This is a genomic window from Halococcus sediminicola, from assembly GCF_000755245.1.
Lineage (GTDB): Archaea > Halobacteriota > Halobacteria > Halobacteriales > Halococcaceae > Halococcus > Halococcus sediminicola.
In genome coordinates, this window is record NZ_BBMP01000011.1 from 101,106 (window position 1) to 126,883 (window position 25,778).

Sequence of the window (25,778 nt, forward strand, 5' to 3'; positions counted from 1 at the left end):
TGTAATGCACAAATACGTACATCGACTTAAACCTACCGTCAGCGGCCGTCCATCCCGTCCGTTCCGAAACGTTCAATTGTACCCGCGGCACACTCGAAGACACAGGCAGGGTTCGTGGTCTAGGCTGGTTATGACACCTCCTTGACATGGAGGAGGCCGGCGGTTCAAATCCGCCCGAACCCACTCACCCACCTCTTGCTGCGCTCGTTCACTCCCTACGGTCGCTCGCTCGCTGGCAAAATCTGGACCAAAGGCCTCCTCGTTCCCGTTGATCACTCGTCGGCCCGCTCGCTCCCGCTGGTCGTTCACGGTTCTATCGTTCACGCCGTACTCAATCGGCGCGATCGGTTCGCTGGCCGTCCGAAACCGCCGCGTCCTCGGCGGTCGCCACGCCGTTGACGAGTTCGTGAATCCCGACGACAAGCGCCGGCACGACGATCATGAAGATGTGTTCTTCGATAGGAATACCCAAGAGATCGACGCCGGTGCGCAGTCGGATCTCGAAGACGCCCACATGGAGGGTGTACCAGTCCCAAACGTACGCGATCGGGTAGAGCGCCACGACTGTTCGGGCGGCCCGTTTGAGTGACCCGGTGTAGGTGAGCAGCGCGAGCGCGGCCGACCCGAAGACGACCTCGGTCACGAGGTACGTGTACGGGCCGAACACCCCGATGTCCGGCAACATCTCCGTGGGTAGGCGCGCGAGCGACAAGTATCCACGGTCGGTTTCGGGATGCTCGACGACGAAAATATCGGTCGAGCGATGGTTTTGAGCAAAGTGTTGATTAGCCCCGCCGTCGAAGGGTGTGGAGTGGGAACATGAATATTGCCGATATCGCAACCACTGACCACGCCGAAGTGAGCGCCGACCAGCGCCTCGGAAAGGTTCGGGCGCGCTTCGAGGATGAGAACCCGCGTGGCCTCATCGTGACCGACGACGGTGAGTACGTCGGCGTCATCACCCAGCGCTCGCTGATGCAATCACACGTCGAAGACTCGACGAAGGCGAACGCGCTGATGACCTCCGCTCCACAGGTCGAACGCACGGCCGACGTGCGGGAGGTCGCGCGGATGCTCGTCGAGGGCAACACGAAGGTCGCGCCGGTCTTCGAGGGCGATTCCCTCTGGGGCATCGTCACCGCCGACGCCATCCTGGAGGCAGTCCTCGACAACCTCGACGCGCTCGTCGTCTCACAGATATACACCGACGACGTCATCGCCGTTTCGGAGGACACTCGCGTGGGCCGAGCCATCAACCTCCTGCGCGAACACGGCATCTCCCGACTCCCAGTTGAAAACGAGGCGGGCTATCTCACCGGCGTGGTCACGACCCACGACCTCGTGGACTTCGTGGTGCGCAACATGGACCAGCCGACCGAGGGCGAGCGCTCGGGCGACTCGGACAGGATGCTCGACATCCCGGTCTACGACCTGATGAACTCGCCCGTCGAGACCGCCTCGCGCGACGAGTCCGTGCGCGAGGCCGTCACGCGGATGCTCGACAGCGACTACAACGGCTTGGTCGTCACGTCCCCGGAAGACGACCGCACCATCGACGGCGTCCTCACCAAGACCGACGTGCTCCGGGCGCTGACGTTCACCGAGGAGGACCACATGGACGTCCAGATAACGAATATCGACCTGCTCGACACCATCACCCGCGAGTCGCTGCGCGAGTCGGTCACACAGGTCACCGACAAGTTCCAGGAGATGCAGGTCCACCACGCCCACGTGCGATTCCACAAACACAAGGAGAAACTCCGTGGGACGCCGCTGATCCAGTGCCAGATTCGCCTCCGGACGAATCAGGGCCAAGTCGCCGGCACGGGCGAGGGCTACGGCGCCGAGAGCGCCTTCCGGGTCGCGCTGGACAAACTCGAACGGAACGTCCTCGAACGCAAGGGCATCAGAGCGGACGAACAGCGCCGCGGGCAGATCCTCAAAAAGCTCAACGAGATCTGACCGCTCTTTTTCCACGCTGTCGATTCAGGCCGCCGAACCGCCGACGTACAACACGACGACGAGGAACAGCCACACCACGTCGACGAAGTGCCAGTACATCGAGACCGTGCTCAGGGAGGTGTGGCGCTCGGCGGAGTACTGGCCGGCCAACCCGCGCACGAAGACGATGCCGATGAGTATCGCACCCATCGTGACGTGCAGTCCGTGGAGACCGGTGAGGCTGAAGAAGGCGCTGCCGAAGATGCCGGAGGTGAGCGTGAAGCCCTCGTGGACGATGAACTCGTAGTACTCGTAGACCTGCCCGCCGATGAACACGATGCCTAAGAGAAGCGTCGTCCCGAGCAGGCCGAGGAAGCGACCACGGTTTTCGTTGCGGAGTGCGACTTCGGCGAAGTGGAACGTAAAGCTACTGACGACCAGAATGACGGTGTTGATGAGCACCAGCGACCCGAGCAGCTCGGGTTGACCGGCCGTCGACCACTCGCCCACGCGGATGAAGAAGAAGTAGACGAAGCCGGCTCCGAAGGTGGCGATTTCAGTCCCCAAAAACAGCAGCATGCCGAAGCGAAGCGTCCCCGCGCCGTGGCTGTCGGTGCCGCGCGCCCAGTAGTCGGCGATGAAGGCGTGATAGAGCCAGCCGAACAGTCCAAAGAGGAAGAGACCGGCGCTGGCGATGAACACCAGCGGCCCGGCCGACTCCGGGACGAGTCCGATGTCGCCGCGGCCCAGGAAGAAGAGCGCCGCGCCGAGATACAGCCCGGCCGCGCCCGCAGCGGCGATGAACGGCCACCAGCTCGCCTCGCCGAACCCGCGCGGCCAGTCCTCGGTCGCCGGGAGGTGATGTCCCTCTCCCTCGCTCGTGTCGTCGGCGGTTCCCATACGCGCCGGTTGCACACCGACGATTAAAAACCCTCTTACACCGCTCGGCACGCGCCCGTCGTTCGGCACGGGCTGACTTTCGATGGGTTTGTTACGCTCGCGGCCCATCGGTGTGTATGGACGACCAGCCAGGACTGAGCGACCAGTACCGGATGTCGAGTCCGTGGCCGCTCATCGTCGTGCTCGGACTGGTGTTTTCGGAACTCGGCTTGCTGTTCAACGTGTTCGCGGTCGCCGTCGGCGGACTGCTCCTATTCGTCGGAGCCATCGCCGGCATCATCCTCGAATCGGGCTACGCCGAGCGCCCGTGGAACCTGCTGGCGGGGCTCGGTGCCGTGCTCTGTGTACTCGGCGCGCTCCTCACCGTGACCCAACTCGACAGCGTCACGCTCGATGCGCTCGCGGGCGTCATCGGCCAGCCAAACGGCATCGTCGCCCGCGGCGTCGAGTTGCTCATCGCCGGCGTCGTCGCGGTCGCCGTCGGGGCCGGCGGGCGCTTCGTCGAGAGCGAATCCGTCTGAGTCGTGTGGCGTCGCCCCGTCGGAACCGACAACCTATTTATCCGGCCCGTCGAACCCGTCACTCATGTCAGAGCGCACGTTCGACCGCGAGACGCTCCTCGACCTCACGGTCAACATCGTTCCGCTCGGAATCCTCGCCTTCTTCGTCCTCGTGTTTCTGATCGTCAACCCCTGGGGGTTCGACCCGTTCGTCGCTCTCATCAGCATGGGACTGCTGGTCGTCCCGTTCGCCGTCCTCGCGCTGGTCACGTTCGTCTCCGGGCGAGCGGTCGCACAGGACGAGGAGAGTGGGACGACCGCCGGCGAGCTGTCGGCGGGCAACGCCACTCTCGACAGCGGCGTCGAGAACGAACTAACGAGCGACGGGCATCCCGAGAGCGGCTCCGTGGACGACGAAAGCGACGGCGAGGCGACCGACGAAAACGGCGAAAACTCGTCGGCGTAGCTCCCCCGTCACCGTCGATACACGCTGCCGTCGTCCCACGGTCGGCGACCACGGGGCAGCCGGAATCTAAGGATTCTTTACCCTGTGGGTTCCACCACAGTGCATGGTAGAAGCGCAGTTAGTGTTGACAGCGTTGATGGGGTTGTTCCTGGCGGGCGTGGCCGTCTGGCTCAGCCGCATCGAGGACTGGCGCTCGTATACGCCCCTCGCCGGCGGCGGTGCCGTCGGTGAGGAGAGCGGCTACGCGCACGAAGAGAAGCCCGGCGGTCTCATCCGCTGGCTGACGACCGTCGACCACAAAGACATCGGGATTCTCTACGGCGCCTACGCGATCTTCGCGTTCGCCGTCGGCGGTATCATGGTCGTGCTGATGCGGACCGAACTCCTCGCCCCCGCCGAGGACATCATCGGATCGCAGTTCTACAACTCACTCTTGACCAGCCACGGCATCACGATGCTGTTCCTGTTCGGGACGCCGATGCTCGCGGCCTTTGGCAACTACTTCATTCCCCTCCTGATCGGGGCCGACGACATGGCCTTTCCGCGCATCAACGCCATCGCGTTCTGGATGCTCCCGCCGGGAGCACTACTGATCTGGGGCGGCTTCTTGGTCGTGCCGTTCACCGACATCCAGCCGGCACAGACCGCGTGGACGATGTACACGCCGCTGTCGGCCGGCGTCGGCACCGGCACCCAAGGCGGGGTCTCGGGTCTCGGCGTCGATTTCATGTTGTTGGGGCTGCATTTCACCGGCATCTCGGCGACGATGGGGGCGATAAACTTCATCGCCACCATCTTCACCGAACGCGATAGCGACGTCAACTGGGCGAACCTCGACATCTTCTCGTGGACGATGCTCACCCAGTCGGGACTGATCCTCTTCGCGTTCCCGCTGCTGGGCAGCGCCATCATCATGTTGCTGCTCGATCGCAACTTCGCGACGACCTTCTTCCTCGCGGAGGGTGGCGGTGCCATCCTCTGGCAGCACCTCTTCTGGTTCTTCGGCCATCCCGAAGTGTACATTCTCGTGCTCCCGCCGATGGGGCTGATCAGTCTCATCCTCCCGAAGTTCGCGGGGCGCAAACTCTTCGGCTTCAAGTTCGTCGTCTACTCGACGCTGGCCATCGGCGTCCTTTCGTTCGGAGTGTGGGCACACCACATGTTCGCAACGGGTATCGACCCCCGCATCCGCGCGAGCTTCATGGCTGTCTCGCTGGCCATCGCCATCCCGAGCGCCGTGAAGGTGTTCAACTGGACGACGACGCTCTGGGGCGGCAATCTCAGACTCACCGCGCCGATGCTGTTCTGTATCGGTGCGGTGTCGAACTTCATCTTCGGCGGCGTGACGGGCATCTTCGTCGCCGCCATCCCCGTCGATCTCGTGTTGCACGACACCTACTACATCGTCGGCCACTTCCACTACATCGTCATGGGGCTCATCGGGTTTGCGGCGTTCGCCGGCATCTACTACTGGTTCCCCATCTTCACCGGCAAGATGTACCAGAAACGCCTCGGAAAGTGGCACTTCTGGCTGACGATGGTCGGGACGAACCTCACGTTCTTCGCCATGCTGTTGCTTGGCTATCTCGGCATGCCCCGCCGATATGCGACCTACACCTTCGAGGTCGGTCCCCAGCAGATGATAACGATTCTCCACCAGCTGACGACTCTCGGGGCGTTCATCCTGCTGGTCGGGCAGATAATCTTCGTCTGGAACATGCTCCAGTCGTGGTACGAGGGGCCCGTCGTCGACAACAACGACCCGTGGGACCTCAAGAAGACCAACCAGTTCACCAACGAATGGGGCTGGAACGAACGCCGCCTGGAGACGGCCATCGCCGACGGCGGCGAGGAGGACGCAGCCAGAACCGACGGCGGCGAGAACGTCGACTCGACCGAGTAGCTTCGGTCACCGATTTTCCACGAACCCGCTCGGTTCGTCGATCGTTCAACTGGTAGCGACGAGCACGACGGCCATGATCGCCATCAGCGTCGCGATGCCCGCAAGCACGACCAAGAGGAGTTCCTTTTCGTTCATGGCACGGGTAGTGGACAGGCGGACAAAAGGCTAATCTTCCAGCGAGCGGTAGGAGTCACGTGTCCGAGACCCCGACGCGACGACGACGAGCGGATCACAGCGGCCGCAGTATCGTGTTCGTCATTTATCTCGTCGCCATCGGCGTCGCCGGAACGATGGGCTTTCTGCTCGGGATGATCGGCCCGGACGCGCTCAATTCGGTGCGGCTGTTCTTCCTCATCGAACTGCCGCCCACACCGCTCGGTCTCGCGTTCTACGGCATGGCGACGCTCGCGGTCGGTCTCGGTGTGCTCTTGCTGGCCGTCCGGTACGTCGCTCGGCGCTACGCCTAATCGGGACGGGTAAGGCGGCGCGTCCCCGTGGCTTCACCATGTACACCGTCGTCATGGGTGTCGGCACCGATACCGAGCGCACGCTACGAAAGGCGCAGGCCATCGACGCCCTGCCCGCACCGCCGGAGTCCGTCGCGGTCGTCGTGGTGCAGGCTGGCGAGGAATCGGCCGACACGCCGAATCTCGACCGGCTCACCGGATTCTTCGACGAGCACTCGATCGACGCCACCGTCGAGACGGTACACGCCGACCCGCCGACCGCGCTCGTCGAGGCGGCGGCCGATCACGAGGCCGACCTCATCTGTGTCGGCGGCCGCAAGCGCTCGCCGGCCGGGAAGGCACAGCTCAGAAGCGGCGCGCAGTCGGTGATGATCAACACCGACCGCCCGGTGCTGGTCGCGGGCGAACCCGGCGATTACTGACGCCGAACGGCTGTCGACGCCACGGCTGCCCGCGATCCGTCGGTCGTCGCGTTCGCTGCGGCCATCGCCGTTCGGTACCACGCCGGGCGCTCGACCGTCGTCGAGCCGACGTCCGTATACCGCGTCGAGACGACGATGGACGACGGATCGCCCGGTTGCCGTTCGCTGAGCCCTTGATCGAGCGTGTAGCTGCGGACGAAACCGCGCGTCGTGATTCGCGCACGCACGCGTACCGACTGGCCGGGACCGCTCGCGTTCGAGCGGGTTCGCTCCACCGGCACCAGTCGATAGACCGTCGTCTCGCCGCGTTCGCTTCGCGCGACGACGCGCGTCTCGGCCGCGGTGAACACCCGCTCGATCCGCTCGCCGCCCGCTTCGGTCGCCACGCGTGCGCTCGACGGCGGGGCTTCGTGGTATGCCGTGTCGTTTTCGGCGTCGGTCGTCGCCACGAGGAGGCGCTCGCTGTCGAAATACGCCGTCTCGCAGCGCAGTGTCGTCTCACCCGTCCACCGCCGCTGGACGAGAAATCGTCCATCGCGGGCGACGCGGGCCACGCTCGTGAGTTCCCTGACCGGCATGCCGGTTCCGGTGCGGTAGGTCATCGTCCGCCGCACGGTAAACGACCGTCCGTCGAGCGCTGCGGCGTGTGCCGCCGCGAGCGCGCCCGCGTCCGCCACACCGTCCCGCGTGAGTCCCGGCGCGAGTCGTGGGATCGGTGTGGGGGTCGGTTCGTCGGTGGGGACGGCGGCGGGCGTGAGCGTCGCCGTCTCCTCACCACCGTCGAAGACACCGCCACAACCGGCGAAAACGACCATCACGACGAGCAAGACGGGCACAACAAGCCTCATTCTTCGAGATAGCGTCGAACCGTGGGTGTGAACCGAGCAGTGTTCGAGACGACCGTCACAACAGCTAAGTCGTCGCTCGGCGCACTAGCCGCCATGTACGAGGTGTTGCTCTGTGTCGCCGCGGATACGACGAGTCTCGACAGACAGATATCGGCCGTCACCGCGCTGCCGGACGCAGCCAGCAGCGTTCACGTCACGGTCTGTCACGTCTTCGGCGACAACCCCTCGGGAGCCTCCGCGACACAGGTTACGTCCGTTCGGCGCGCGCTCGACGCGCTCGACGACGCCGGCATCGAGACGGCGGTCGTCGGCGAGAGCGGCGATCCGACCGACGCCATCCTCCGGGTGGCCGACGAACGCGACGCCGACGCCATCTACATCGGCGGGCGGAAGCGAAGCCCCGCGGGCAAGGCGCTGTTCGGCAGCGTCGCCCAGTCGCTGATCCTCAGCGCCGACCGCCCGGTGCTGGTCGCCGGGCAGGGCGAAGGGGCCTGAACTCACGACCCGTAGACCTCCGCACACGCCGCCGCGACACGTTCGGCGGTCGCCCGCCCGGTGAACCCCTCGCGGAACTCGCCGTCCTCGAAGAGGACCATCGCCGGCGCGGCGTCGATGTCGTAGGCACGACGGAACTCCGCGCACTGCTCGCCGTCGAGACCGCCGACGGCCACGGGCTCGGGAATCGCGTCGAGGATCTCGCCTAACTCCGATTTCATCGCCTCGCAGGGGTCACAGTGGCGCTTCCAGACCGTGACGATCGCGCGCTCGTTCGCTTCGACGAACCCTCGATAGCTCTCGTCGTCGAGTTCGACCACGCCATCGGGTACCGGCGTTCCCGGGCCGACGCCATCGACGACCCGTGCCATCCTGGCGAGCGTCGCCGGGGCCGGCGACCAGTCGAGTTCCGAGTCGATGGCGAGATACGCGACGAATTCCGCGCGCGTGACCGACAGCGCCGCGACTCGCTCGGCGGCCGTCTCGCGGTCTTCGAGCCCGAAGACGTCGGCGACAGACTCGTGGAACTCCCCCTTGGAGACGGTGGTGTAGGTGTCGTGGTAGATGCCGCGCGTGGCGTCGTAATCGTCGGTCGTCACAAAGGCGTCCGGCTCGCGCTCGGCCAGCACGCCGCCCTCGATGAGCATTGCGAGGAGTTCCTCGGCGGTCGGTTCGCCCTCGTCCGATGCTGCCAATGCATCGATCTCGTTCGGTGCGCTCGTTTGGCTTGTATCGTTCCGGTCCATTTCAGACACCCAGATAGCGGTCTCTGGTCTCCTCGTCGCCACGAAGCTCGTCGGCGGTGCCGCCGAAGACGATGGCACCTTGATCGATGACGTAACAGCTGTCGGCGATGTCCATCGCCGCCATCGCGTTCTGTTCGACCAGCAGGATGGTCGTGCCGTTCTCGCTGATGCGCTCGACGGCCGCCTCGACGGCCTCGATTATCTGCGGGGCGAGTCCCTCGTACGGTTCGTCGAGCATCAGCAGGTCGGTGTTCTGCTTGAGCGCGCGGGCGATGGCGAGCATCTGCTGTTCGCCGCCGCTAAGCGTGCCGCCGCGCTGGTCGGCGCGCTCGTCGAGTCGCGGGAAGTACTCGTAGACCTCCTCGGTGCTCATCCCCTCGCGGGTGACCTGCACCGAGCGCCCGACGGTGTTCGAGCGGTTCGAGACCACCTCGGCGAGATGCAGGTTCTCCGCGACCGTGAGGTTCGAGAAGATGCGACGCTCTTCCGGCACCAGTGAGAGCCCCCGCACGGAGACGTCCTCGGCGAGCATGCCGGTGACGTCGCTCCCGGCAAAGGTGATGGTGCCGTCGCGGACCTCGGGCGGGGTCGCCCCGGCGACCGAGCGCAGCGTCGTCGTCTTGCCCGCGCCGTTGCGCCCGAGCAATGCACAGATGTCGCCTTCCTCGACAGTAAAGGAAAGGTCGCGCAGGATGTGGCTCTCGCCGTAGTAGGCGTCGACCGCGTCGAGTTCGAGCAGGCTCATGCTTCCACGCTCCCGAGGTACGCCTCCTGAACGTCGTCGTCCTCCCGGATCTCCTCGGGCGGGCCTTCGGCGATGACGCGCCCGCGATTGAGTACGATGATTCTATCGGAGACGTCGAAGACGATCTCCATGTCGTGTTCGACCAGTAGGACGGTGAGGTCGAGGCGGTCGGTAACTTCCTCGATGAGGTCCACGGTCGCGTGGGTCTCCTCGGGACTCATCCCGGCGGTCGGCTCGTCCATCAACAGCATGTCGGGTTCGCTGACGAGCGCGATGCCGATTTCGAGCCGGCGTTTGTCCCCGTAAGGCAGGTCGGCTGCGGTGACGTTTCGCTGATCCCACACTCCGACCGCTTCGAGGGTCTCGCGGGCGCGCCGCTCGATGCCCGAAAACGAGTCCTGACGCCGGAGGAAGTCGAACCTGAACGCGCCGCGCTCGGCCCCGATGGCGGCGACCTGTGCGTTCTTCTCGACGGTGAGGTCGGGGAAGATCGAGGCGGTCTGGAAGGACTTGCTGATGCCGCGCTGGGTGATTTCGTGGGGACTGAGTCCGGTGATCGATTCGTCCTTGAAGCGAATGTCGCCCTCCGATTCGTCGAGATTGCGCGTGATGAGGTTGATCAGGGTGGATTTGCCCGCGCCGTTCGGCCCGATGAGGCTGACGCGCTCGCCCTGCTCGATGGCGATATTCACGTCGTCGGTCGCGGTGAGACCGCCGAAGCGCTTGACGAGACCGTCGGTTTCGAGCAGCGCCATCAGCGATCCCTCCCGGTGAGCCGCGCCCCGGCGTCGGTGAGCAGCCCCCAGATGCCGCGCGGTGCGAACACGACCACGGCGACGAAGACGAGTCCGAGGATGAGATGCCAGAACGGGCCGATGGTATCGAACCCGCTGACGATGACCTCGACGTAGAGATAGAGCGCCGCGCCGATCATCGGCCCGATGATCGAGCCGACACCCCCGAGGACGGTCATGATGACGACTTCGCCGCTGGTCGTCCAATAGAGCGATTCGAGCGGGACGTAGCCGCCGTGGATCGTGAACAGACTGCCCGCGACGCCCGCAAAGGCTCCCGAGAGCACGAAACTCATCAGTTTGTACCGTCGGACGTCGAGACCGACGAACTCCGCGCGCTGTTCGTTCTCGCGGATGGCGCGAAAGACCAGTCCGTAGGGCGAGTTGAGGATGCGATAGAGCACCACCACACTGAGCACCGTCAAAAGCCCGATGAAGGCGTACATCCAGTTGCCGAGCAACAGTCCGCCAATGGAGGGCAGTTCGCTCCCGAGGTCGAACGTGCCGAACAGTTCGCCGATCTCGACGTCGGTGAAGCCGTTCTCGCCGCCGGTCAGCGTCGAGAGCGGCCCGAGCGCGACGTAGTAGATCATCTGAGCGAACGCGAGCGTGAGGATGGCGAAGTAGATGCCGCCGCGGCGCAGCGAGAGCACGCCGAACAGCCACGCCAGCACGACCGCCGCGACCGTCCCCACGAGCACCAACACGACTGGCGAGCCGACGACGTTCGCGCTGACCCAGCCGGCGGCGTAGGCCGCGACGCCCCAGAAGGCCGCGTGACCGAACGAGAGGAGTCCAGTGTAGCCCAACACGAGGTTGAACCCGATGGCGAAGATGCCCCAGATCAACATCAGCGACGCGAGTTCCTGATAGCCCTGCAGCGCCGGACTGATGACCGGTGCGCGCGCGAAGAGGTAGGGAAAGAGCACGACGCCGAGCACGGTGAGGACGAACACGGTCGTCTCGCGGTCGCGGACCGCCTGCCAGCGAGCGCGGAATCCCGTCTCTCCCTCGCCGACGCTCTCGTTCGCGGTGCCGCCGTCGGTGCCGGTCCGCCCGGTTGGTTCGTCGCTCACGAGACGTCCACCTCGCTGCCGAGCAGTCCCTGCGGGCGCACGAGCAGAATGACCGCGGCGATGGCGTAGATGCCGACCTGTGACCACTGCGAGAAGCCGTAGTTGATGCCGAGTGCGGGTATCACGAGGTTCCACTGGATGAGAAAGGCCTGTGTCATCCCGAGTGTCAGCCCACCGAGCACCGCTCCCCGAATACTGCCGAGACCGCCGATGACGACGGTGAGGAACGCGGGAACCAGAATGTCGGTGCCGACGTTCGGGTTCACGGGATTGAGCGGACCGCCGACCACGCCGGCGATACCGGCGAGCGCCGCGCCGATGCCGAAGACGACGATGTACGGGCGTGTGATCTTCACGCCGAGCAGGCGCACCATCTCCGCGTCCTGCGTGCCCGCGCGCACGATGAGTCCGAAGTCGGTGAACTCGATGAGCGCGTAGACGACGAGCACCAGTATCGCGGTGATGGCGATGACCCACAGCCGCCACTGCGGGAAGTTTCCGACGACCGGCAGCGAGACGGGACCGGAGGCCCAGCCGGGCTGGTCGAACGGGAGGCTCTGGCCGCCGAAGAGCACGCGAAACAGCTCTTGAATCGCGATGGCGATGCCGAAGGTAAGCAGTATCTGGTCGGTGTCGGCCCGGTCGTAGAAGGGCCGCGCGACGAAGCGCTCCATCAGGAGACCGATGGCGAAGACGAACAGCGGGACGACCACGAGTGCGACGAGAAAGCCGAGGTCCAATCCCACCTGCGAGAAGCCCCAGTCGGCGAGCTTCCCGTTCGTGAGCGAGATCTCCTGTGAGACCAACAGTCCCACGTAGAGCCCGACGAGATAGAGCGCGCCGTGGGCGAAGTTCACGAACTTGAGGGTGCCGAGGATGATCGATAGTCCGACCGCCAGCAGGACGTAGATCGCGCCCTGCTGGAAGCCGTTGAGCAGAATGACTATCATATCGGAGAGCAGACTCATCGGCGAACCTCCCCTGGTTCGGTGCGGTGCGGTCGTGCTGTCGTTGGGGCGTATCGTCGCGGATTCATGAACGGTGATGACACGGATGATCGGCAGGTGACCCAGAGCGGAGTCACTCGTAATCGCCGAGTTCGCATTCGGCGGCCGGGCCGCCGTCGCAAGGGTAGCCGAGGTCCTTTCGCGAGGTGAGGTTCACGATCTCGATGAAGTTGCCCTCGGTCTGTTCGCTTTTGGGCAGGCCGCGGGCGACCGGCACCGCGCGCTGGGCCTGATGGTCGCATTTGCGCATCAACTCGGGCCCCATCCCGACGTTGTCGTACTCGTACCCCTCTAACTGTTTGATGACTTCCGGCGGGTAGAACGTCCCCGCACGCTCGACAGCCGCCGCGTAGTTCAGCGTCTGTGCGTAGGCGAGCTGTGCCGGTCCCGACGGGATCCGGTCGTACTCGTTCTGGAAGGCTTTGGTGAACTGCTTGGTGGGTTTGTTGTCGATCTGTGAATCCCACGCGATGGTCCCGAAGATGCCCTCGATGGCCCCGCCCGCGGCCTGTGCCATCGGGCGGTTGTAGAGCGGGACGACGATCTCCATGTTCTGGTCGATGCCGGCGTCGACCGCCTGCGTAAGCGACGTCGAGCCGTCGAGCCCGTAGTGGTTGAGAAAGAGGACGTCCGCGTCCGAGTTCGCCGCTTCCGAGAGATACGAGGAGTAATCGGAGGTTCCGAGCGGGGTGGCCACGCTGTCGACCTGCGTCCAGCCGGCCTCCTCGAAGAACTTCTTCATCGAAGCCTGCTGGGTCTGGCCCCACGTGTAGTCGGCGTACAGCTGGTAGAACTTCTTGTTCTTGCCGTACTCCTCGGTGACGACCGGCGCGAGCGCCTGCCCGGTCATGTAGGCGTTGAACACCTCGCGGAAACTGTAGCGCACGCAGTCCTTCCCCGTGGTGTCGTTCGAGTGGGTCAGACAGCACATGAACTGCACCTTGTTGTCCTGGGCGACGCCCTGCTGGGCGATCGCCACCGCACTCGACGAGCCACCCGAAAACATGATGACGCCGTCCCGGTTCACCATTCGCGAGGCCGACTGGGTGGCGGTGTCGGCGTCGGTCGCGGTGTCGCCCTTGACCGAATCGATCTGCATGCCGAGTACGCCGTCGCCCGAGAGGTCGTCGAACTGCGAGTCGACCCAACCGCCGCCGTTGTTCAGGTGTTTCTTCGCGAGGTTGTAGGCTCTGAGTTCGTCCTCGCCCTCCGCAGAGTACGGTCCCGAGGTGGGGACGTTGAACCCGAATATCGCCTTGTCGCCCTGAATCGGGAAGTTGCCGAGCGAGGGATAGTCCTTGCCACCGCCACCACCGCCGCCACCAGAACCGTTCCCGCCGCCGGAACCACCACCGCCGGAGCCGTTCCCACCGCCGCCACCGGAGCCGTTTCCGCCGCCACCGCCACCGAGGCAACCCGCCATCCCGGCGATGCCGGCGGCGCTTCCCGCGCCGGCCAGTTTCAGCACGTCACGGCGGCTCCGTCCCGTGTTATCTCGTTTCACGGTCTCACGTTGCAGAACGCCATAATAAGTCTTGCGCTCGCTCCCTAGTCATCACCTTATTCTTTATAGATTCCGGGCTTTTTCATGCCAAATAAGAATGCGAGAAACGAACATGGAGTTTCACTCGCTTCCGGGTCACCGGAACGATCGACGCTTGCCGCCGTCGTCCTTCGATCACGTCCACGACGGCGGCCACCGTCCGAGGCGCGGGAAAGTCGAACGGTCTCAGTCGGCCCGTAGTTGGTCGCGGATCTCCTCGGGCACGCTCGGGTCGGCGAGCGTGCTCGTGTTGCCCAACTCGTCGTCGTTGGAGATGTCTTCGAGCAGGCGGCGCATGATCTTGCCAGAGCGCGTCTTCGGGAGGTCGTCGACGAACAGCACGTTCGCGGGACGGGCGAACTTGCCGATGCCGTCCTCGACGGCTCCGACGATGCGCTCGCGCACCGCCTCGCTCTCCTCGACGCCCTCCCTGACGGTGACGTAGACGTCGGGCACCTCGCCCTTCTCGGCGTCGTCGCGTGCGGCGACCGCCGCCTCGGCGACGTCGTCGACCTCCGCGACCGCGCTTTCGAGTTCCATCGTTCCGAGGCGGTGGCCGGCGACGTTCATCACGTCGTCGAGCCGACCGAGGATGCGGTAGTAGCCGTCGGTTCCCTTCACGGCGGCGTCGCCCGCCTCGTAGACCCAGTCCTCCGAGTCGTCCGAATCGGTGTCCGAAAAGCGCTCCCAGTACTCGGCGATGAATCGCTCGTCGTTGCCGTACACGGTTTGCAGCATGCCGGGCCACGGCCGCGTGATGGCGAGGTTGCCCGCCTCGCCGGCTTCGGCTCCGATCTCGTTACCCTCGTCGTCGAGGATAGCCGGCTCGATACCGGGCGCGGGACGGCCGGCGCTGCCGGGTTTCATGTCCTGGATCGCCGGCAGGTTGGTGATGAGGTGGCCGCCGTTCTCGGTCTGCCACCACGTGTCGACGATAGCGGCGTCCTCGCCACCGATGTGTTTGTAGTACCAGAGCCACGCCTCGGGCTGGATCGGCTCTCCCACCGTGGTCATGTGCCGGAAGTCGAAGTCGTAGCCCTCCAACTCCTCTTCGCCCCACTTCATGAACTGTCGGACTGCCGTCGGCGAGGTGTGGAAGATGTCGACGTCGTACTTCTCGGCGATATCCCACGTCCGGCCCTTGTGCGGGTAGTCGGGCGTCCCCTCGTACATGACAGTGGTAGTACCGAGCGCGAGCGGGCCGTAGACGATGTAGCTGTGGCCGGTGATCCAGCCGATGTCGGCCATACACCAGTAAGTGTCCTCGGGCTTGATGTCCTCGACGTACTTCGAAGTGCCCGTCGCGTAGGCGAGATAGCCGCCCGTCCGGTGCTGACAGCCTTTCGGCTCGCCGGTCGTCCCCGAGGTGTACATCAAGAAGAGGGGGTCTTCGGCGTCGCGGCTCACCGGTTCGACCGTCTCCCCGTGATGGTCGTCGAGGAGGTCCGCAACCATCGTGTAGTCGTCGCTGACGTCCACTTGCGGCTCGTCGTGGCGCGTCCACGCGAGCACCTCGGGGTCGCCGTCGACGGCCGCCATCGCCTCGTCGGCCTTCTCGATGTGGTCGAGGAAATCGCCCCGGCGGTAGTAGCCGTCGATGGTGACGACGTGGTCCGAATCGGCGCTGTCGACGCGGTTTGCGAGCGCGCTCGCCGAAAAACCCGCAAAGACGACGCTGTGGGGTGCGCCGATGCGCGCGCACGCGAGCATCGTGATGGGTAGTGCCGGCACCATCGGCAGGTGAATCGTCACCACGTCGTCCTCTTCGACACCCATCGAGCGCAGCGCGGCGGCCATCGCGTTGACCTCCCGATAGAGGTCCTGATAGCTGACGTTGCGCTGCTCGCCGTCCTCGCCCTCCCACAACAGTGCGGTCTGGTTCTTGCGCTCGTCGAGGTGACGGTCGATGCAGTTGTGGCTGGCGTTCAGTTTGCCGCCGACGAACCACTCGTAGAAGGGTGGGTTCGAGTCGTCGAGCACTTCGTCCCACTGCTCGTCCCAGTCGAGCATTTCGGCGTACTCTTCGAACCCCTCGGGGAACTCGTCGAAACGGTCGTAGACCGCCGGGTCGGCCATGTTCGCCTGCTCGACGAACTCCTCGGGTGGACTGAAATACTCCTGTTCGGCCAGCCGTGACTCGATAGTGATGTCTTCGTCTACCATTGTCGTTCGGCGTGCACTTCGGTGGAACGCCACATAGTAGTAACGGTGAGAAACCTCCGTCCGGTTTATCCAACCGACCGACGGCTCGCTACCGATCGATGTCAAGTGTGCCGAGAATCTCCGCTCGACCGCTCGGCGACCGATTGCAGCCGTGTGGGACGAATCAGGCCACGCCGACGGTCTCGCGGTAGGAGCCGTGGCGGCGCTCGAACAGTTCCATGATCTCGCCCATCGTCGTCCCGACCTTGACCGCATCGACGATGGCCGGCATGGCGTTGTCGCCGCTCTCGACGGCGCTCCCCAGTTCGTCGAGCGCGTCCTCGACGGCCGCGTCGTCGCGTTCGTCCTTCACCTCGGCGAGGCGCTCGCGCTGGCGATTCTGGACTTCGTCGTCGACGTGGAGCATCTCCGGTTTGGTGTCCTCGTCGGACTCGTACTTGTTGACCCCCACAACTGTTTCCTCGCCCGTCTCGACGCGCTCTTGGTACTCGAAGGAGGCGTCCTGGATCTCGCGGTGGAAGTAGCCCTGCTCGATACCGGCCAGAACGCCGTCCCGAACCGAACCGTCGCCCATCTCGCGGATCTCCTCGATGTACGCCATCGCCTTCTCCTCGGTTTCGTCGGTGAGGCTCTCGACGGCGAAACTCCCGCCGAGGGGGTCGACGATGTCGGCCGCACCCGACTCCTCGGCGATGATCTGCTGGGTTCTGAGTGCGACTCGCACGGCCTTCTCGGAGGGGAGCGCGAGCGCCTCGTCGTAGCTGTTGGTGTGGAGGCTCTGTGTGCCCCCGAGGACGCCGGCGAGCGCCTGGACCGTCACGCGCGCGACGTTGTTCAGGGGCTGTTGGGCGGTGAGGCTCTGGCCGGCGGTCTGGGTGTGGAACTTCAACTGCTTCGAGCGCTCGTCATCGGCGTCGTACCACTCGTCCATCACGGTCGCATAGATGCGCCGCGCGGCTCGGAACTTGGCGACCTCTTCGAACAGCGAGTTGTGCGAGTTGAAGAAGAAGGAGAGTTGGGGCGCGAATGCGTCGATATCGAGTCCCCGATCGAGCGCGTCCTCAACGTAGGCGAACCCGTCGGCGAGCGTGAAGGCGAGTTCCTGAATCGCCGTCGAACCGGCTTCACGGATGTGATAGCCAGAGATCGAGACGGGCTTGATGTTCGGCGTCTCCCCGACGGCGAACTCGATGGTGTCGGTCACGAGTTTCAGGGACGGGTCGGGCGGGATGACCCACTCCTTCTGGGCGATGAACTCCTTCAGCATATCGTTCTGCATGGTTCCCCGGAGCTTCTCGCGGGAGACTCCCCGCTGGTCGGCGAGCGCGACGTACATCGCGAATATCACGGGCGCGCTCGGGTTGATGGTGAACGAGGTCGAGACGTCCTCCAGATCGATGCCGTCGAACAGTATCTCCATGTCCCGGAGGGTATCGACCGCGACGCCCTCCTTGCCGACTTCGCCGTCGGCCATCGCGTCGTCCGAATCGATGCCCATCAGCGTCGGCATGTCGAACGCCGTCGACAATCCTGTCTGTCCCTCGTCGACGAGGTAGTGAAAGCGCTCGTTGGTCTCCTCCGCAGTACCAAAACCGGCGAACTGGCGCATCGTCCACGTCCGCCCGCGGTACATCGTCGGATAGACACCTCTGGTATAGGGTTCCTCGCCGGGGAGTCCCAGATCCTCGTCGTAGTCGACGTCGGCCACGTCGTCGGGCGTATATACCCTATCGACTTCGAGGTTCGAGACCGTGGCGAAGCGGTCCTGTCGTTCGCCGTGACGGTCGAGCACAGGGTCGAGGGTCTCGTCGGCCCAGCGCTCCTTGTCTTCCCGAATGGCTTCGAGGTCCTCGTCGTCGTACATGCGCACAGCGTTTGCGGGGGTCGTCAATGAAGGTTCCGGGCCGGGGGTGACTCGACGGCCATCGAGCGGTCGACGGCTTCACTCGTGGTTTTGCAGGCGCTCGACGCTTTCGATGAGCGGATGGTGGGCGTAGTCGACCACCGTGATGTCGTCGATGGTCGAGAGCCCCTCGTTGCGGGCGGTCTCGGCCATGCCGAGTTCGACCTGCTCGTCGACCACGATGACGTAGGCGTCCATCTCGTCGATGCCCGACTGGGCGGCGGCCTTGACTCTGTGATGACCGTCGGCGAGCAGCAGTTTTTCGCCCCCGTTGTCGATCACCACGAGGGGTTCGGTCAGTCCGTGTTCGAGTTCGTAGCTCCGGCCGTCGAGTTCGTCGCCGTAGACCTTCGACTGGGTGGGCGTCAGGTCGTCGAGCGAGACGCGCCGTCGCTCCTCGCGCGTCGCGACGCCGTGGATGTTCTCGAGCGTGCGCGAGAGTTTCCCGACTTTTTCCGGCGTGGCGCGCTCGATCTGGCTGCGCACGACGTCGGTGTTGGCGATGATGCCGATGAGGTTGCCGGCGTCGTCGACCACGGGGAGTTTCTGGATGCCCGAGCGCAGGATGACGCGCGCGGCGTCCGAGAGCGCCATCTCCGGGTGCGCGACCACGAGGTCGTCGGACATCACGGTGAAGACGAGCGCGTCGGCGTCGGCGAGCAGGAGGTCGCGGGCGCTGACGAACCCGATGCAGTTCCGGCCGTCACAGACCGGCAGGCCGCTGTGTGCTTCGCTCTCGGCGATACGGCGTGCGACCGCCGCGACCGTGTCGTCGGGCGAGACGGTGGCGACCTCGCGGGTCATGTAGTCTTCGACCCGTGGCTTCTCGCTTCCTTCGGCCATTGGTGAGCACTCGCCGTCGGTGGACAAAAGCCTCCCGCTCGGATGCCGGTTGGAAGCGCGCCCGTTCGTCGACGAAATCGCCCGACAGCGAAGCGATCGTGGGTCGTTCGTCACGCATCGTCCACAGCCGACGTATCAGCCGCGCGCCGACCCCGAGCCGTCGCCGTCGTCCTCGGCGAACGGGCCGGCCGAGCGCACGCTCGGGCGTGCCTCGATGGCGGCGAAGAACCGCTCGACGATGAGGTCGTGGACGATGTCGGTGAGTTCGTCCTCGTCGCTCTCGCCGAGCAACCCCAACGGGATCTGTGCGCCGGCCATGTCGGCGTGGCCGCCGCCGCTGCCGATCTGGTCGAAGGCATCTCGCAGAGTCTCGCCGATGTCGAGGTTCGCCCCGCGCGTTCGTCCCGAACAGTAGACCGTGCCGTCGATGATGCCGTAGACGAGCGTCGTCCGCACGCCCTCGATGTCGAGCAACTGGTCGGCCGACTGCGCGAGCGCGTCGCGCTCGTGGAGGTCCGCGATGTGGCTCACGAGCACCGACCCGCGAACTTCACGGTTGGAGATGGCTCGCGCCATCGTTTGCAGTGTCTCGGCGCTCATGCTCGGCGTCGCGATCCGTTCGAGTACCGATTCGTCCGTATACGGCATGAGGAAGGCCGCAGCCTCGAAGTCCACGGTCGAGACCTCGCGCCGGAAGTCGTCCGTGTCGACGCGGATCCCGTACAGCAGCGCGGTCGCAACGGTCTCCTCGACGTCGATACCCAACTGGCGGAGGTACTCCACGAGCAGCGTGCTCGTCGCCCCGACGTCGCTACGGAGGTCGACGAAGCGTGCCTCGACCGGCGCGCGCGGAGGATGGTGGTCGATGAGCACGTCCACGGGCGTGTCCTCGGGCAGTTGGTCGTTGACGCCCGGCCGCGAGTGGTCGACGAGTGCGATGCCCCCGTAGTCGTCGATATCGCCCGGTTCGAGCTTGCGGAGGTCGACGTCGAGGACGTTGACCAGCGCACGGTTCTCCTGATGGGTGATGTCGCCGAAGTAGCAGATGTCCGCCTCGCGGCCGGTCGTGCGTGCGATCTCACAGAGCGCGAGCGCGCTCGCTATCGCGTCGGGATCCGGGTTGTCGTGGGTGACGACCGCGAGCGACCCGTCGACCGAGCGCAACACCCGGCGGAGTCGCCGGGGCCGCATGCTCGCCTCGCCGATGCGCTCCATGAGGTCGCCGGCGACGGTCGCCTCCCCGTCAATGGTGCGGTCGGCGAGCGTCTCGATTTCCATCCTGACCTCGGCCGACGGCTCCTTGCCCGCGTACGCGAGCACGAAGGCGTCGGGATAGTGCTCGCGGACGAGGTCGGTAGCTGCTCGATTCACCGCGGGGTCGTCGGCGGCCACGACGACGATGTCGACCGGTCGCGCCACTCCATCGAAGGTTTCGGGGTCGGTCGGGTCGGCTCGTCTGGCGGCGACGCGGTCGCTGCGGAGGGTCTCGATGCGGTGTTCGTTCTCACAACAGACCAACACCGACCCCCGGCGGTCGGCGAGCGCGCTCACGAGCGCCCGCCCGACCGATCCACATCCCAGCACGAGCCGCGAGACCATGCGAACGGCTGGATCCCGCGACGGTTAAAACCCCCCACAAGCGGGATGACGACCCGTCCACCGTCGGGGTCGTTTCAAAGCCTTTGTAACGGCTGCCCGCCCAGAGACGATATGACCGAAACCGTCGTCGTCCTCGGCGCTGGCTATGCTGGTGCCGGCGCGATCATGAGTCTCGAAGACGCCCTCGGCGAGGGCACCGACCTCGTCTGGGTCTCCGACAACGACTACCACCTCGTGCTCCACGAGGCCCATCGCTGCATCCGCGACCCGAATGTCCAGCAGGACGTCACGATACCCGTCGAGGCGATCAAATCGCCGAGTACCCGCTTCATCGAGGGCGAAGTCACCGGTCTCGACTGTGACGAGCGCGAGATCTCCCTGGGAGACGGCTCGACGGTAGCCTACGACTACGCGCTCGTCACGCTCGGTTCGCAAACTGCCTACTACGGCATCGACGGGCTGAAAGAGCACTCGCTCACCCTCAAGGGTCTCGACGACGCCTTCGAGATCCACGACCAGATAAAGGAAGCCGCCCGCGACGCGACCGACGACGATCCCGCACGGGTCGTCGTCGGCGGTGCCGGTCTCTCCGGGATCCAGACCGCCGGCGAGGTCGCGGAGTTCCGCGACATGCACCACGCACCGATCGAGATCACGCTCGTCGAAGCGCTCGAAGAGATATTCCCGGGCAACGACCCCGAACTACAGGGTGCGCTCAGAAAGCGCCTGCTGGAGCGTGACGTCGAGATCTCGACCGACGATCCCATCACCGAAGCCGACGAAGAGGAGATCCACTTCCAGTCCGACGAGTCGCTCGCCCACGACGTGTTCGTCTGGACCGGGGGCATCACGGGCCGGGAGGCGATGAGCGACGCAAACTTGGAGAACGAACACAACCGAGTGAACGCCGACGCGACCTTCGAGACGAGCGACGATCGGGTGTTCGCGCTGGGCGATTCGGCCATCGTCGACCAGCCGGGAGGACCCTGCCCGCCGACCGCACAGGCCGCCTGGCAGGCCGCAGAAGTCGCCGGCGAGAACGTCGCCCGCGCGCTCCACGGCCAGCCCCTCGCCGAGTGGACCCACGAGGACAAGGGTACGGTGGTGTCGGTCGGCGACAAGGCCGTCGCCCACGACGTCGTCGGCGTCCCGGTCAACACCTTCGGCGGCCCGGCGGCGGAGTTCCTGAAGAAGGCTATCGCCGCGCGCTGGATCCGTGACGTCGGCGGGACGACACGGGCGGCGCGCGCGTGGTCGGACCTCTGAGAGCGCCTTCGACAGGACCTACGGGTTTTTCCGCGCTCGGCACCCACCGTCGAGCATGCGCGTCGCGCTGCTGTCGGTCGGTGACGAACTGCTGGCCGGCGACACGGTGAACACCAACGCCACGTGGCTCGGCACGCGTCTCACCGAACGGGGCGCGGACGTCGAGCGCGCGGTCGTCGTCCCCGACCGTATCGACGAGATCGCCGCCACCATCTCGACCCTCCACGACCGCTACGACGCCGTGCTCGTGACTGGGGGTCTCGGTCCGACCCACGACGATTTGACGATGGACGCCGTCGCGCGGGCGTTCGACCGCGACCTCGAAGAAAGCGACGAGGCGGTCGAGTGGCTCGAAGCACACGGTGGCTACGAGCGCGACGACCTCGCGGCCGGCACGACCGATCTCCCGAGCGGGGCGCGTGTCCTCCACAACGAGGCGGGCGTCGCGCCTGGCTGCGTCGTCGAAGGGGTGTATGTGTTCCCGGGTGTGCCAGACGAGATGAAGGCGATGTTCGAATCGGTTGCCGAGGAGTTTTCAGGGACTGTCAACACCGTCGAGTTCGTCTACGCCGACGAACCCGAGAGCGCACTGCTCGACAGAATAAAAGAAGTCCGCGAGCGCTTCGACGTTTCTGTGGGGAGCTATCCCGGCGAGCACGTCCGTCTCAAGGTCCAGAGCGCGGAGCAAGAGGAGGTCGCGGCGGCGGCCGACTGGCTCAGAGAGCACGTCACGCTCGTCGAGGAGTAGTCAGCGGTAGAGATACGCCCACCACACGGCGACGATGGCTAGTCCCGCGACGGTGACGGCGATACCGGCTCCGTTGATGATGCCCGTCTGCACGCCCTCCTGGAGGAGAACACCCGTGTCCATACGCGCCCTTGCCCGCCCGCCCCTTTAGGTCGTTCGAGTCGGACGGCTTTTGCCGGTGATAGTCGTACGGGAGATATGCGACGCCTCGGCTTCGTGGTGAATCCCATCGCCGGGATGGGCGGTCGCGTCGGACTGAAGGGTACCGATGGGAAGGTCACCGAGGCGCGCGAACGCGGGGCGGAACCGCGCGCACCCGAGCGCGCCCGCGAGGCACTCGAATCGCTGACCACCCACGAGGACGTCGAACTGCTCGCCGCGGGCGGCGCGATGGGCGAATCGGTCGCCACCGCGGTCGGTTTCGAGTGCGAGGTCGTCACCCATCCCTCCGAAGAGACGAGCGCCGAAGACACCCGCGACGCTGTTCGCGCGTTCGCGGAGGCGGGCGTCGACCTCGTGCTGTTCGTCGGTGGCGACGGCACCGCGGTCGACGTCGCCGAAACGCTCGCCGAACACGGTGAGGAGATACCGATATTGGGCGTGCCGGCCGGCGTGAAGATTTATTCCTCCGTCTTCGCGGTCTCGCCGCGCGCGGCCGGCCACATTGCGGCGACCTTCGAGCGCACCGCAACCCGCGAGGTCAACGACATCGACGAGGACGCCTACCGCTCGGGCGAGGTCCATACGGAGCTGAAGGCGCTCGCGGCGGTTCCCGTCGCCGAGGAGGTCCAATCGAGCAAGCAGCTCTCGGGCGGGAACGTCGAAACGCTCGCCGCGGGCGTCGCCGCCGACGCCGAGGCGGGCGTGACGTACGTGCTCGGACCCGGAAGCACGCTCGGCGCGATAAAACGCGAACTCGGGTTCGATGGCACACCACTCGGCGTCGACGTCTGGCGCGCTACGGACGAGGGTGGCGAACTGCTCGTCCGCGACGGCAGCGCCGACGAGATCGACGAGAGTCTCGGTGAGCACAACGTCGTGATGGTCTCGCCCATCGGCGGACAGGGGTTCGTCTTCGGGCGGGGCAACCAACAGATTTCCCCAGCCGTTCTCCGGGAAAGCGAAGTCGAAATCGTCGCCTCGCGGGCCAAACTCGACGATATCGGCGTGTTGCGAGTGGATACCGGCGACTCAGCCCTCGACGAGGACCTCCGTGGCTGGCGGCAGGTGCGCATCGGTCGCGTCGAGCGGCGGCTGCTGAAGGTCGTCTGACTCCGTCGCTAGTAGAAGGGGGAGGTACTTTAGTGGCGTATAGTGAAGATTAAGGCAACAGGGGGTCTCCGTGCCCGCATGGTCGAAACGCGAAAGGTCCAGCGGCTCGGTCCCTCGACGCTGGCGATGACGCTGCCCGCCGAGTGGGCGCGCGCACACGGCGTCGAGAAGGGCGACGAGGTGTCGCTGCGCTCGGGCGGGAAGGGTACTCTCACAGTGCTGCCCGAATCCGCTCAGACCGAGGAGTCACGGGCGACCATCCACGCCGCAAACATGGACGCGAGCGTGCTCGAACGCGCCATCGTCGCCCAGTACGTCCTCGGCCGTCGGGTCATCCACGTCGAGGTCGACGAGGGGACGCTCGACTCCTCGCACATCAACGCCGTCTACAACGCCGAAACCCAGTTGATGGGCCTCGGCGTCATCGAAGAAACTCCGGAGCGGATCGCCATCCGGTGTTCGGTCGATCCGGAGGACTTCACGCTCGACAACCTGCTCGAACGGCTCGAATCGACGGGTTCGACGATGCGCGACGAGGCGATGAAGGCGCTCGCGCTCGGCAACCCCGACTTCGCCGAGCGGGCGCTGAATCGCGAACGACAGGCGAACAAGATCTTCGTCCTCCTTCTGCGGCTGATCTTCACGGCCTACCAGAACCCCACCCTCGCGCGGGCGGTGGGTCTCGACGACGGCTTCCCGCTCATCGGCTACCGCTCGATCGCCAAGAACCTCGAACTCACCGCCGACAACGCCGAAGACATCGCCACGATCGCCATGGAGTCGCCGGGTCACACCCTCGACGTCGACGACGCGACGATGCGACGCATCAGGGAGTTCACCGACGCCGTCGACGAGATCTCCGAACTCGCGGTGCGGGCCGCCGTCGAGCGAGATTTCGGGATGACCGTCGAGGTGCGCGAGCGCTTCGCCGAGATCAACGACCGCGAGAGCGAGATCCTCGACGACCTGCCCGAGATGGGCAACGAGGCGCTGTTGCGGGTGCGCGAAGTGCTCGTCAGCCTCGCTCAAACGGCTCAGTACGCCGTCCGCAACGCCGAAATCGCCACGAACCTCGCGCTCAACGAGGAGTCGGTTCACACGACCATCACGTAGCCCGCCCCTATGTCCGATCGCGTCCCGTCATCGGTTTAGGCTCCCACCCCCTATCGCGACCGATGGACGACAGCGTGCTCGACGCCATTGGGTCGCCGCTGGTGCGAGTGGATTCGCCGCCGGGAACGACCGTCGCCGCGAAGGTCGAATCGAAGAACCCGGGCGGATCGGCGAAGGACCGGCCCGCGAAGGCGATGGTCGAGGCCGCAGAGCACGAGGGGCTCCTCGAACCGGGCGCACACATCGTGGAGCCGACCAGCGGCAACACGGGGATCGGACTCGCCGTGGTCGCGGCGGCGAAGGGCTACGACCTCACGGTCGTGATGCCCGCCTCGAAATCAGAGGAACGCAGGAACATCATGGCCGCCTACGGCGCGGACCTCGAACTCGTCGACGGGGAGATGGATAGCGCGAGAGAGCGCGCCGACGAGTTGGAAAGTCAGGGAATGGTCCAGCTCCGCCAGTTCGAGAACCCCGCGAACGCCCGCGCGCACTACGAGACGACCGCCGAGGAGATCCTGGAGCAGATCGACGGACGAAGCGTCGATGCGCTCGTCGCCGCGGTCGGTACCGGGGGAACGATCACCGGCATCGGCAGCCGGTTGCGCGAGGCGTTTCCCGAGATGGAGGTCGTGGCCGTCGAACCCGACACCAACGCCGTGCTCTCGACCGGCGAGGCGGGTGCGGACGACTTCGAGGGGATGGGACCAGGCTTCGTGAGCGACGTTCTCGATACCGACCTGCTCGATACGATCGAAACGGTGAGTCTCGACGCCGCCGAGGACGAGTGTCGACGACTCGCCGAGGAGGAGGGGATTCTGGTGGGCCAATCGAGCGGCGCGTCAAACGTCGTCGCCCGCCGGGTCGCCGACCGCCTCGCTGACGATGTCAGTAGTGGCGATACGGTCGATACCGACGACCCGCTCGTCGTGACCGTCTTCTGGGACAGCGGCGAGCGCTACATGTCGACGGGAATGTTCGAGCGGTAATCAGCCCGGACCTATCGGGTATATCGAAG

The 25,778-nt window shown here is 65.5% G+C and carries 26 protein-coding genes and 1 tRNA gene; 13 read left to right on the plus strand and 14 right to left on the minus strand.

Going from position 1 to position 25,778, the window contains the following annotated elements; all coding sequences use genetic code 11:
- Nucleotides 1–108: 108 nt before the first annotated feature.
- Nucleotides 109–183, plus strand: a tRNA-Val gene (locus tag ACP97_RS07660).
- 148 nt (nt 184–331) lie between these two features.
- Here the strand turns inward: ACP97_RS07660 and ACP97_RS07665 are convergent.
- Complete coding sequence (locus tag ACP97_RS07665; protein WP_049997252.1) at nt 332–685, minus strand: lycopene cyclase domain-containing protein; 354 nt, start codon at nt 683–685, stop codon at nt 332–334.
- Between the two features lie 134 nt (nt 686–819).
- On the opposite strand from ACP97_RS07665, the gene ACP97_RS07670 reads away from it, so the two are divergent.
- Complete coding sequence (locus ACP97_RS07670) at nt 820–1,962, plus strand: CBS domain-containing protein (protein WP_049997253.1); 1,143 nt, start codon at nt 820–822, stop codon at nt 1,960–1,962.
- A gap of 24 nt (nt 1,963–1,986) precedes the next feature.
- On the opposite strand, the gene ACP97_RS07675 is transcribed toward ACP97_RS07670, so the two are convergent.
- A complete protein-coding gene (locus ACP97_RS07675) occupies nt 1,987–2,841 on the minus strand; it encodes a cytochrome c oxidase subunit 3 (protein WP_049997254.1) in 855 nt (284 codons plus the stop codon).
- Between the two features lie 116 nt (nt 2,842–2,957).
- Between ACP97_RS07675 and ACP97_RS07680 the strand changes: the two genes are divergently transcribed.
- The 5 genes from ACP97_RS07680 (at nt 2,958) to ACP97_RS07700 (ending at nt 6,599) form a co-directional block, all read left to right on the plus strand.
- Nucleotides 2,958–3,362 carry a DUF7541 family protein gene (locus ACP97_RS07680; RefSeq protein WP_049997255.1) on the plus strand — a complete coding sequence of 135 codons (405 nt, stop codon included), beginning with the start codon at nt 2,958–2,960 and terminating at the stop codon, nt 3,360–3,362.
- 64 nt (nt 3,363–3,426) lie between these two features.
- Nucleotides 3,427–3,807, plus strand: a complete 381-nt coding sequence (locus ACP97_RS07685) for a DUF6684 family protein (protein ID WP_049997256.1) — start codon at nt 3,427–3,429, stop codon at nt 3,805–3,807.
- A 136-nt stretch (nt 3,808–3,943) separates the two neighbouring features.
- Nucleotides 3,944–5,710 (plus strand): cbb3-type cytochrome c oxidase subunit I, encoded by a 1,767-nt coding sequence (locus ACP97_RS07690; protein WP_049997322.1) that lies wholly within the window; start codon nt 3,944–3,946, stop codon nt 5,708–5,710.
- A gap of 194 nt (nt 5,711–5,904) precedes the next feature.
- The gene (locus tag ACP97_RS07695) at nt 5,905–6,177 is read left to right on the plus strand and encodes a DUF7520 family protein (RefSeq protein ID WP_049997257.1); all 273 of its coding nucleotides are present in this window, start codon (nt 5,905–5,907) and stop codon (nt 6,175–6,177) included.
- A 38-nt stretch (nt 6,178–6,215) separates the two neighbouring features.
- Nucleotides 6,216–6,599 (plus strand): universal stress protein, encoded by a 384-nt coding sequence (locus ACP97_RS07700; protein ID WP_049997258.1) that lies wholly within the window; start codon nt 6,216–6,218, stop codon nt 6,597–6,599.
- On the opposite strand, the gene ACP97_RS07705 is transcribed toward ACP97_RS07700, so the two are convergent.
- Nucleotides 6,593–7,447, minus strand: coding sequence for a DUF7537 family lipoprotein (locus ACP97_RS07705; RefSeq protein WP_049997259.1), 855 nt, complete (start codon nt 7,445–7,447; stop codon nt 6,593–6,595). The genes ACP97_RS07700 and ACP97_RS07705 overlap by 7 nt on opposite strands.
- A gap of 93 nt (nt 7,448–7,540) precedes the next feature.
- Here ACP97_RS07705 and ACP97_RS07710 point away from each other — a divergent pair, with 93 nt between their 5' ends.
- Nucleotides 7,541–7,942, plus strand: coding sequence for a universal stress protein (locus ACP97_RS07710; RefSeq protein ID WP_049997323.1), 402 nt, complete (start codon nt 7,541–7,543; stop codon nt 7,940–7,942).
- Nucleotides 7,943–7,944: 2 nt separating this feature from the next.
- Here the strand turns inward: ACP97_RS07710 and ACP97_RS07715 are convergent, their stop codons facing one another.
- The 10 genes from ACP97_RS07715 to ACP97_RS07760 form a co-directional block, all read right to left on the minus strand.
- Entirely contained in the window at nt 7,945–8,637 is a 693-nt protein-coding gene (locus ACP97_RS07715; protein WP_237561126.1) for a thioredoxin family protein, read from the minus strand.
- A 52-nt stretch (nt 8,638–8,689) separates the two neighbouring features.
- Complete coding sequence (locus tag ACP97_RS07720) at nt 8,690–9,433, minus strand: ABC transporter ATP-binding protein (protein ID WP_049997260.1); 744 nt, start codon at nt 9,431–9,433, stop codon at nt 8,690–8,692.
- Nucleotides 9,430–10,188, minus strand: coding sequence for an ABC transporter ATP-binding protein (locus ACP97_RS07725; protein ID WP_049997261.1), 759 nt, complete (start codon nt 10,186–10,188; stop codon nt 9,430–9,432). The genes ACP97_RS07720 and ACP97_RS07725 overlap by 4 nt, the downstream gene beginning before the upstream one ends.
- Nucleotides 10,188–11,303 carry a branched-chain amino acid ABC transporter permease gene (locus tag ACP97_RS07730; protein ID WP_049997262.1) on the minus strand — a complete coding sequence of 372 codons (1,116 nt, stop codon included), beginning with the start codon at nt 11,301–11,303 and terminating at the stop codon, nt 10,188–10,190. Before ACP97_RS07730 ends, ACP97_RS07725 begins: the two co-directional genes overlap by 1 nt.
- Nucleotides 11,300–12,271, minus strand: coding sequence for a branched-chain amino acid ABC transporter permease (locus ACP97_RS07735; RefSeq protein ID WP_049997263.1), 972 nt, complete (start codon nt 12,269–12,271; stop codon nt 11,300–11,302). Before ACP97_RS07735 ends, ACP97_RS07730 begins: the two co-directional genes overlap by 4 nt.
- Nucleotides 12,272–12,383: 112 nt before the next feature.
- On the minus strand, nt 12,384–13,733 hold the full coding sequence (locus tag ACP97_RS07740) for a substrate-binding protein (protein ID WP_202593582.1): 1,350 nt from the start codon (nt 13,731–13,733) through the stop codon (nt 12,384–12,386).
- 306 nt (nt 13,734–14,039) lie between these two features.
- Complete coding sequence (acs, locus tag ACP97_RS07745) at nt 14,040–16,016, minus strand: acetate--CoA ligase (protein ID WP_049997264.1); 1,977 nt, start codon at nt 16,014–16,016, stop codon at nt 14,040–14,042.
- 163 nt (nt 16,017–16,179) lie between these two features.
- Nucleotides 16,180–17,880, minus strand: a complete 1,701-nt coding sequence (locus ACP97_RS07750; RefSeq protein WP_049997265.1) for an acyl-CoA mutase large subunit family protein — start codon at nt 17,878–17,880, stop codon at nt 16,180–16,182.
- A 78-nt stretch (nt 17,881–17,958) separates the two neighbouring features.
- Complete coding sequence (locus tag ACP97_RS07755) at nt 17,959–18,762, minus strand: CBS domain-containing protein (RefSeq protein WP_049997266.1); 804 nt, start codon at nt 18,760–18,762, stop codon at nt 17,959–17,961.
- A gap of 135 nt (nt 18,763–18,897) precedes the next feature.
- The gene (locus ACP97_RS07760) at nt 18,898–20,361 is read right to left on the minus strand and encodes a DHH family phosphoesterase (protein ID WP_049997267.1); all 1,464 of its coding nucleotides are present in this window, start codon (nt 20,359–20,361) and stop codon (nt 18,898–18,900) included.
- Nucleotides 20,362–20,472: 111 nt separating this feature from the next.
- Here ACP97_RS07760 and ACP97_RS07765 point away from each other — a divergent pair, with 111 nt between their 5' ends.
- Nucleotides 20,473–21,627 (plus strand): NAD(P)/FAD-dependent oxidoreductase, encoded by a 1,155-nt coding sequence (locus ACP97_RS07765; RefSeq protein ID WP_049997268.1) that lies wholly within the window; start codon nt 20,473–20,475, stop codon nt 21,625–21,627.
- A gap of 55 nt (nt 21,628–21,682) precedes the next feature.
- Nucleotides 21,683–22,375, plus strand: coding sequence for a competence/damage-inducible protein A (locus ACP97_RS07770; RefSeq protein ID WP_049997269.1), 693 nt, complete (start codon nt 21,683–21,685; stop codon nt 22,373–22,375).
- Here ACP97_RS07770 and ACP97_RS21015 read toward each other — a convergent pair whose 3' ends face one another.
- Complete coding sequence (locus tag ACP97_RS21015) at nt 22,376–22,498, minus strand: hypothetical protein (protein ID WP_272913437.1); 123 nt, start codon at nt 22,496–22,498, stop codon at nt 22,376–22,378.
- 75 nt (nt 22,499–22,573) lie between these two features.
- Here ACP97_RS21015 and ACP97_RS07775 point away from each other — a divergent pair, with 75 nt between their 5' ends.
- The 3 genes from ACP97_RS07775 (at nt 22,574) to ACP97_RS07785 (ending at nt 25,749) form a co-directional block, all read left to right on the plus strand.
- Complete coding sequence (locus ACP97_RS07775) at nt 22,574–23,647, plus strand: ATP-NAD kinase family protein (protein WP_049997270.1); 1,074 nt, start codon at nt 22,574–22,576, stop codon at nt 23,645–23,647.
- 78 nt (nt 23,648–23,725) lie between these two features.
- Nucleotides 23,726–24,760: a phosphate signaling complex PhoU family protein gene (locus tag ACP97_RS07780; RefSeq protein WP_049997271.1), complete on the plus strand. Its 1,035-nt coding sequence runs from the start codon at nt 23,726–23,728 to the stop codon at nt 24,758–24,760.
- A gap of 62 nt (nt 24,761–24,822) precedes the next feature.
- Nucleotides 24,823–25,749, plus strand: a complete 927-nt coding sequence (locus tag ACP97_RS07785) for a PLP-dependent cysteine synthase family protein (protein WP_049997272.1) — start codon at nt 24,823–24,825, stop codon at nt 25,747–25,749.
- Nucleotides 25,750–25,778: the final 29 nt, after the last annotated feature.